Here is a 1,702-nt window from a genome sequence, read left to right as displayed (position 1 = left end):
TTGTTCGTTCAGCCGGCTCTCTAACGCTACGTTACCTGCTCCAATCAACGATTGCTGGAATACGGTTATAATTAGGAGGGTTAGGGCCGCGCCCTTTGGGCCGGGCTGCTTCGGGTTCGGGCAGTCGCCCTCATCCAACACGATCTCTTTTGTTAGTTTAGCTCTCATTTATTTATCCCGTGTTGGACAAAGCCCTGCGCATCCCTCGCGGGGGGAGCCTAGTCTACCCGAAAGCCACCTTCCGAAGCATAATCATATTCTAATCGTTGAACCATAGGTATTATGCTACTTTTATCTTTCCAAAATTCGTCCAATTGATTTTTATCTAATTCTTTTCCGACCAAGTAGGTCCCGACAGAGCCATAAACTACTATCAAGTATTCTTTATCCTTAACTCTGGTAATTAAGAATTGCCTCTCCTCATCTTTATATATAATGTCTTCTAAATAATTCATACTAATATAATTTAGAGGAGCTAAATTGACCTTTTTTAAATTGGTCTATAACGATTTCGGGCGCACCGCCACTAGTATAGCCTCCCCATCTAAATTGGCTGTTTGCCCCAGGGCCAACACCCGCCGGAAGTCTAGCATTATGTAAAAGTGGATTATTTATATCGACTCTAACCAATTTATCACCAGGTTTAAAATCAGTACCTAATTTTTTGTTAAGTGTCGAGATATCTACCTGACCGCCTCGTGTTACCTGATCGATGGTTTCTCGAGTCGTCATAAATTGACCGTTTGGCCGACCGTATTTACCTGATTTATTGGCTTCGTAAAACGCTTTGTATTGCGACTCAGTCATTACGAACGACCCCCCGTCTCGAAACTTTCCAATATGTTCTGCAACACCTGGTCTTGTATCTTTTAACCAAGGGCTAGTTGTTGCATCACCTAACCCCTTAAATTTTTCACTATTTGCAGCCCCTGCTTTCCGTACTACGGCCCGTTCTTCCGCAGCCCCCGCTTTACCACCAAGTCCCCCTAGCTTTCCTCGAAGAGCGGTCAGACCACCGGCAACTAATAACATACCATCACCGATAAAATTACCCCATTTATATCCCGTGGAATAATCTTTCGAACAATCGGGACAGGTTGAATTGGCCGCTTTCTCTGCCCCCGGTTCTGTTACTAATTTATCATATAATGTCGAAGCTGCTCCTTTTGATAGTGGGGCTTCGAGTGGATGTGCGCTCACCGGACGACCAAATTCATCTGTGACTCTGAAATTATCTGGGGCGGCAATACTAGCGCCAGTTTCGATTAGGTGCTGAGGAGCATCCACCAATCTCGCTATACTTTTACCTACACCGGTAGCAAAGCCGCCAGCCATACATCCGCCAGAATTATGAACCAATACTCCGTCTTTACCTACGAAATACGTGTGATTCTCTTCTACTTCAAAGTTATATACCTTCGTCTTCTCATAAACTTCTTCTATCTTAGCAATACCAACCGTTCCACGAATCTCGTCTTTCCAAGTTGCTGAGTTAGAATTCGTAGATCGGCTTCCTAATGAAGCAAGGGAAGCCCCGATCTGGATACCTGAGCCTCTCTCTATCCTATACGAATTTCGGATACTCGCAACCGTGACCGATCTTTCTTCCGGCTGAATGTTTCGAACTTCCGTAAATCCTTTTCCTCGAATAAAGAAAGGGTGATTCCAAGTTGTATTGATTACGTTTCCGTTAGTATATGTG

1 protein-coding gene and 1 pseudogene are annotated in these 1,702 nt (G+C 44.3%); both read right to left on the bottom strand.

Annotated features, from left to right (window positions below; genetic code table 11):
* Positions 1-218: 218 nt before the first annotated feature.
* Complete coding sequence (locus LEP1GSC050_RS16975) at positions 219-377, bottom strand: hypothetical protein (RefSeq protein WP_020987792.1); 159 nt, start codon at positions 375-377, stop codon at positions 219-221.
* A gap of 79 nt (positions 378-456) precedes the next feature.
* Positions 457-1,702: pseudogene (locus tag LEP1GSC050_RS21155) on the bottom strand (TIGR04388 family protein); the annotation flags it as partial.

The sequence above is a fragment of the Leptospira broomii serovar Hurstbridge str. 5399 genome (assembly GCF_000243715.2).
GTDB lineage: Bacteria > Spirochaetota > Leptospiria > Leptospirales > Leptospiraceae > Leptospira_B > Leptospira_B broomii.
The sequence above is the reverse complement of the archived record's forward strand: the minus strand, read 5'-3'. Positions and strand labels throughout refer to the sequence as shown.